This window comes from Bacillus sp. EB106-04-02-XG92 (assembly GCF_058791995.1).
Genome location: NZ_JBYTEA010000041.1, coordinates 1 through 547, shown reverse-complemented (window position 1 = coordinate 547; position 547 = coordinate 1). Strand labels below are relative to the sequence as shown.

Annotated in this window: 1 protein-coding gene; it reads left to right on the top strand. The window is 33.6% G+C overall.

All coding sequences use genetic code 11. The features are described 5' to 3' along the window. Positions 1–329: 329 nt before the first annotated feature. On the top strand, positions 330–547 hold a 218-nt coding region (locus AC3WVA_RS29295), incomplete at its 3' end, for a M23 family metallopeptidase (RefSeq protein ID WP_492322433.1).

The following is a 547-nucleotide window of genomic DNA, read 5'->3' as shown; positions in this document are numbered from 1 at the left end:
AAGAAGGCTGGATTGATATTGGTGGGAATAGTTGGGCACCAGAGAAACACTTTGACATTGTAGATATTCGATAAAAAAACAGCTCTGTTAAGAGTTGTTTTTTATCTTTAAACGGTGTTTTAGGCAAGAAGAGTTAGTTATATAGATAATAGCTTTCGATATTTTTGACTAATTTCAGTGACATTTAACTTATGGTTACAAGATGGGTATTTTAATAGTAGATAACAATAGGGGAATGTTCTGTCTTGTTCACTTTAAGGTTGGGAAACCTACAATATATTTAAAAAATAATAAATATAGACAATATAGAAATAGAAAGGAAGATTTATATGGCAACATTTATTTATCCAACAGATATAACGAGAGTAACAAGTGGTTTTAGGGGTGACAGACCGGATCATCATGGGATAGACCTTGCCCAAGCAGGCTATCATCCGATTTATGCAGCGGCTAGTGGGAAAGTTAGTCGCTCGTATCTTTCATCTAGTTACGGTGAATGTATTATGATTGTTCATAATATTAATGGAGTTACATGGGAAACTGTATA